General features: G+C 73.5%; 5 protein-coding genes. 3 read left to right on the forward strand and 2 right to left on the reverse strand.

Features of this window, described 5'->3' with window-relative positions:
- On the forward strand, window positions 1-2,785 hold a 2,785-nt coding region (locus AF1_RS31595), incomplete at its 5' end, for an ATP-binding protein (protein ID WP_067807800.1).
- Here the strand turns inward: AF1_RS31595 and AF1_RS31600 are convergent.
- Together AF1_RS31600 and AF1_RS31605 are read right to left on the reverse strand one after the other, a co-directional pair.
- Complete coding sequence (locus tag AF1_RS31600; protein ID WP_067807804.1) at window positions 2,763-3,548, reverse strand: ABC transporter permease; 786 nt, start codon at window positions 3,546-3,548, stop codon at window positions 2,763-2,765. The two genes, AF1_RS31595 and AF1_RS31600, sit on opposite strands and share 23 nt — an antisense overlap.
- On the reverse strand, window positions 3,545-4,504 hold the full coding sequence (locus AF1_RS31605) for an ATP-binding cassette domain-containing protein (RefSeq protein ID WP_067807807.1): 960 nt from the start codon (window positions 4,502-4,504) through the stop codon (window positions 3,545-3,547). Before AF1_RS31605 ends, AF1_RS31600 begins: the two co-directional genes overlap by 4 nt.
- A gap of 126 nt (window positions 4,505-4,630) precedes the next feature.
- On the opposite strand from AF1_RS31605, the gene AF1_RS31610 reads away from it, so the two are divergent.
- Together AF1_RS31610 and AF1_RS31615 are read left to right on the forward strand one after the other, a co-directional pair.
- A complete protein-coding gene (locus AF1_RS31610) occupies window positions 4,631-5,194 on the forward strand; it encodes a hypothetical protein (protein WP_067807810.1) in 564 nt (187 codons plus the stop codon).
- The gene (locus tag AF1_RS31615) at window positions 5,191-5,532 is read left to right on the forward strand and encodes a hypothetical protein (protein WP_067807813.1); all 342 of its coding nucleotides are present in this window, start codon (window positions 5,191-5,193) and stop codon (window positions 5,530-5,532) included. Before AF1_RS31610 ends, AF1_RS31615 begins: the two co-directional genes overlap by 4 nt.
- Window positions 5,533-5,540: the final 8 nt, after the last annotated feature.

The following is a 5,540-nucleotide window of genomic DNA, read 5'->3' on the forward strand; positions in this document are numbered from 1 at the left end:
GGGCGCGCTCGCCGCGGCCGAGGAGGGGCTCGCGCTGTGGGACGGGCCGCCGGAGCCGGAGCCCGGGGACGACCCGCTGTCGCGCCTGCGCGCCGAGCGGGCCGCGACGTACCGGACGCTGCGCCGTGCCCGCGCGCTGGCCCTGGCGCGGCTCGGCCGGCACGCGGAGGGGTTCGACGCGCTCACCGGCGCGGCCCGCGAGTATCCACGCGACGAGGAGGTCCTCGCCGAGCTGCTGCGCTGCGAGGCCGCGGTGGCGGGGCCGTCCGCGGCACTCGCCCGGTTCGAGGCGTACCGGCGGTCGCTGCGCGATTCGCTCGGCACCGATCCGGGTGCCGCGCTGCGCGGCGTCCAGCAGGAGCTGCTGCGCGCCGAGGCGCCCGCCGTCCGGCGCGGTGCCGCGCACGAGCCGAACCCGCTGCTCGGGCGGGCCGGCGACCTCACCGCCGTGCTGAACCTGCTGCGCACGTCACGCGTCACCTCGATCGTGGGGGCGGGCGGGCTCGGCAAGACCCGGCTGGCGAACACGGTGGCGCGTGAGGCCCCGCAGCGCGCGGTGCACGTCGTGGCGCTCGCGGGGGTCGCCCGGGACGGGGACGTGGCGGGCGAGGTCGCCTCCGTTCTCGGCGTCGGCGAGTCCCGGCGGGCGCCGATACGGCCGGGCGGCCCGCTCGGCGGGATCGTGGAGGCGCTCGGGCCGGGGCCGGTCCTGCTCGTCCTCGACAACTGCGAACACGTCGTGGACGGCGTCGCCGAACTCGTCGGCGCGCTGGTGTCGATGACGCGGGACCTGCGGGTGCTGACCACCGGCCGCGCACCGCTGGGCCTGTCGTCGGAGTCGGTGTATCCGCTGCCCGCCCTCGACCTGCCGACCGCCGTCGAGCTGTTCCGGCAGCGCGCGTCGGCGGCGCGTCCCGGCGCCGGCCTGCCCGCGGGCGCGGTGGCGGAGCTGTGCCGGCAGCTGGACGGGCTGCCGCTCGCGGTGGAACTGGCGGCGGCGCGCGTCCGGGTCATGTCGGTGCCGGAGATCGCCCGCGGCCTGGACGACCGGTTCGCCCTGCTGCGCTCGCACACGCGCGACGCGCCGTCCCGGCACCGGACGATGCACGCCGTCGTCGACTGGAGCTGGAACCTGCTGTCGCCGTCCGGCCGGGCGGCGATGCGGTCGCTGTCGGTCTTCTCCGGCGGGTTCACCGCGGACGCGGCCCGCCATCTGCTGGACGGCGCCGACGTGCTGGACGTCCTGGAGGATCTCGTCGGCCAGTCGCTGCTGTCCATGACCGAGGACGGCGGGGGCGCGCGGTTCCGGATGCTGGAGAGCGTCCGGGAGTTCAGCGCGTCCCACCGGGAGGCCGAAGGGGAGACGGACCGCGCGGTCGGCGGGCTGCTGGCCTGGGCACGCGACTTCGGCACCGCGCACCACGAGGCATTGTTCGGGGACGATCCCTCCGCCCCCTGGGAGCGGGTCCGCGCCGAGCAGGACAACCTCGTGCAGGCGCTCCGCCACGGCCTCGCCAGGGGAGACGTCCCGGCGGTGGCGGCCGTGACGGCGGTGCTGGCCGGCCTGTGGACGCTGGAGTCCGCCTACGGCCGGATGATCGTCCTGGCCGAGGAGACCGCCGGGCCGCTGAGCCGGTTCCGTCCGGGCCCCGACGACGTCGAGGTCACCCGGACGGCCCTCACCCTGAGCGTCCTGACGACGTTCATGCTGAAGGGCCCGCGGCCGACGCGTGCGCTCGTCGCGCTGCGCCGCCTGCCGCCCGCCCCGCCGACCAGCCTCATCCGGGCCGGGGCGATCGTGATGGGCTCCGTGCCCGCGATCCTGGACCCGGACGGCGCGGCGCTGCGCCGGATGTGCGCGAGCGATCAGCCGCCGCTCTCGGCCCTCGCGAACTGCATCGCCGGCTACCTCCGCGAGCGGGACGGCGACCTGGAGGGGGCGCTGGCCGCCGCGGAGGCGATGACGGCGCTGGCGGACACGCCGCGGACGCCGTGGCTGCGGTTGATCGCCCACTCCCGGCTCAGCGAACTGCTGATGCAGCTCGACCGGGGAGCACGGGCCAAGCATCACCTGCGGGTCGCCCTGGACGTGCTCAACCGGTACGGATGGCCCGACATGTTCGGGTTGCTGTGGGCGCTCGCGGCCGTCTGCCTGCACCTCGGCGAGTACGACGAGGCGGAGCACTGGCTCGACCGGTCGCCCGCGCACGGCCAGGACGAGTTCTCCGGCACGGCCACGTTCGACCTCGGCTCACGCGCCGAGATCGCCCTCGGACGCGGTGACGTCGAGACCGGCCTGCGGCTGTGGCGCGAGGCCGTGCGCGGCCTGGCCGACGAAGAGATCCCCGGCCCGGGGCCCGGCCTCGACCCGTGGACGCTGGAGGCCCACTCCGTCACGGTCGTCGCCCACGCGCGGCACGGGCGCCTCGACCTCGTCCAGGACATCGCCGCCGGGCTGCCCGCCAAGCTCTCGGCGCTGCTCGCCGAACCCCCGCTCCCCATGCCGTCGTACTTCATGGACCTGCCGATCTGCGGCGGTCTGCTCCTGGCGCTCGCCATGGCCGACGGCGACCGCTCCCGTGCCGCGCGGCGGATCGCGCTCGCGGAGCGGATGCACTTCATCCGGTCGTTCCAGCCGACGATGTCCCCCGCCGCCGCCCGCCGCGCGGCCCTCGACGCCGACGAGCCGGCGTACTCCGCCGCGGTGGCGGAGTACGCCGGCCTGGGCCGTGCCGGGCTGCTGGACGCCGCGCGTGCGCTCGCTACCGGGGCGCCTTCCGGTTGAACAGCGCCTTGGAGGACGCGTAGGCGACCGCCGCGAGCCCCGCGCACCATGCCACGGAGGCGACCGCGTCATGCCCGTCCGGCGCGTCCACCAGCAGCCCCCGGAGCGTCTCGATGATCGGGGTGAACGGCTGGTACTCGGCGAACCACCGCACCCCGGCCGGCATCGACTCCGGCGGGACGATCGCGCTGCCGACGAACGGCAGGAACTGGACGATCAGCGGCGTGTTGCTCGCGCCCTCCGGGTTGTTCGCCAGCAGCCCGAGCATGACGCCCACCCAGGTCAGCGCGAACGTGAGCAGCACCAGCAGGCCGGCGGCGGCGAGCCAGTCGGCCACCCCGCCATGCGTCCGGAAACCCATCGCGACCGCGATCCCGATCACCGCGGCCGTGCTGATCAACGTCTGGATCATGCTGCCCACCACGTGCCCGGTCAGCAGGGACGCCCGCGCGATCCCCATCGTCCGGAACCGGTCCACGATGCCCTCGGTCATGTCCGTGCAGACGGCGACCGACGTGGACAGGCACCCGGACGCGACCGCCATCAGGATGATCCCGGGCGCCACATAGGTGATGTAGTCGCCCTTCGCCGGGCCGCCCACGCCCGCGCCGAGCGCGTTGCCGAACACGCCGACGAACAGCAGCAGGATCGTGATCGGCATCATCATCCCGCCGATCGTCAGGGACGGGTAGCGCAGCGCGTGCCGCAGGTTGCGGCGCAGCATCGTCGCGGAGTCCACCGCCGCGGTCGTGAGCGTGGTCATGCCGAGGTCACCTTCTCGTTCTCGTTCTCGCCGGTGAGGGCGAGGAAGACGTCGTCGAGGTCGGGGGTGTGCACGGACAGTTCGCCGACCTCGACCGCCGCGTCCTCCAGCCGTCCGAGCAGCGCCCGCAGCGACCGGACACCGCCGTCGCCGGGCACCTGCAGGCAGAGCGCGTCGTCGTCGCGGGCGGTCACGCCGAGGACGCGGGCCGCCGCGTCGAGGCCGGCCAGATCGTGGAACCGCAGCCGGACGTGCCCGCCCGGGACCAGCCGCTTCAGCTCCCCGGACGTCCCCTCGGCGACGAGCCGGCCGCCGTCCAGCACCGCGATCCTGTCGGCGAGCTGGTCCGCCTCCTCCAGGTACTGCGTGGTCAGGAAGATCGTCACCCCGTCCCGCACCAGGCCGCGGACGATCTCCCACGTCGTCCGCCGGCTGCGCGGGTCGAGGCCGGTCGTCGGCTCGTCCAGGAAGATGATCCGCGGGCCGCCGATCAGCGTCATCGCGATGTCGAGCCTGCGCCGCATCCCGCCCGAATAGGTGGCGACCGTCTTGTTCGCGGCCTCCACCAGGTCGAACCGCTCCAGCAGCCCGTCCGCGGCGCGGCGCCCCGCGGCCTTGCCGAGATGGTGCAGGTCCGCCATCAGGATCAGGTTCTCGCGCCCGGTCAGCAGCCCGTCCACCGCCGAGTACTGTCCGGTCACCCCGATCGCCTTGCGCACCCCGTCGGGGTCCCGCGCCAGGTCGCGCCCGGCGACCCGCGCCTCGCCACCGTCCGCGCGGATCAGCGTGGACAGGATCCGCACCATCGTCGTCTTCCCCGACCCATTGGGGCCGAGCAGCGAGAACACCGTCCCGCGCGGCACGGTGAGATCGATCCCGTCGAGGACGGTCTTCTCCCCGAACGCCTTCCGCAGCCCGGCCACATGGATCGCCGTCTGCCTCGCCTCTGTGTTCATGCGGCACAGCCTGCGCGCCCCCGCCTTCAGCCCGGTTTCACCCGGGTTTCAGGACCCGCCGCGGAGTCCGGTTCCGGTCAGGGGGACATAAGCGAGATTTCGGACGACTCCGGCTAAGATCACGCGATGTCCCTTTTTGGCCGCCCGGCCACCCGCCTGGCGACGGCCCTGGCACTGGTGACCGCGACCACCGCCTGCGGCGCGACGCCCGTCGACGAGTTCCACAGGCAGATACGGATTCGCGGCGGCGGCCTCACCACGGCGCTCGTGCGGGACGCGATGGACGCCCTGGCCGTTGAATACCGGTCGAAGGACCTGAGCCTCACCGCGCTCACCCTCAAGTCACCGGACGCCAGCCTGACCGCACGCGTCCGCGACCCGCGGCATCCGGACCGGCTCGATGAGTTCACCTACACCGAGGAGGGTCTCGGCGACCGGTCACCGGTGAAGGTCAGCGCGCACGACGACCTGGACCGCATGGCCTTCCCCATCAAGGACGTGACCGCCCTCGGCAACGTCGAGAAACTCGTGGACACGGCGCTGGTCAGGACGGACGGCCACGTCGATTCGGTGGAGGTGAGCCGCGCCGGCGCCGCCCCGGAGATCAGCGTCGCCGTCTCGTCTCCCCGCACGGACGCCGTGGTGACCTTCAAGGCGGACGGACAGTTCCTCAAGGTGACACGGAAATGAGCAAGAACCGCGCTGCGCAGATCCTCAGCGTATTGGTCGTGTGCGCATTCGCCTCAGCGATGCTGACGCTGCTCAGCACAGTGATCGCGCCGGGCCAGGTTCGCTGGACGGCTCACTTCCTCTGCGACGCCCCCTACACCGACCCGTTCATCGTCGCCTACCGGGCCGGCAGGGGCGGCACCAACTACACGATGTACTGCGTCGGGGAACGCGGCGAGCACCAGGACGTCGGATGGATGAACCCGTACCTGATCATGTGGGCGGTGTACTTCCTGGTGATCACCCCCATCACCGGCCTGGCCCTGCTCCTGCGCCGCCTGTCAACTACTCGGCCCTGAAGGACCGA

Source organism: Actinomadura formosensis NBRC 14204 (assembly GCF_001552155.1).
GTDB classification, from domain to species: domain Bacteria; phylum Actinomycetota; class Actinomycetes; order Streptosporangiales; family Streptosporangiaceae; genus Spirillospora; species Spirillospora formosensis.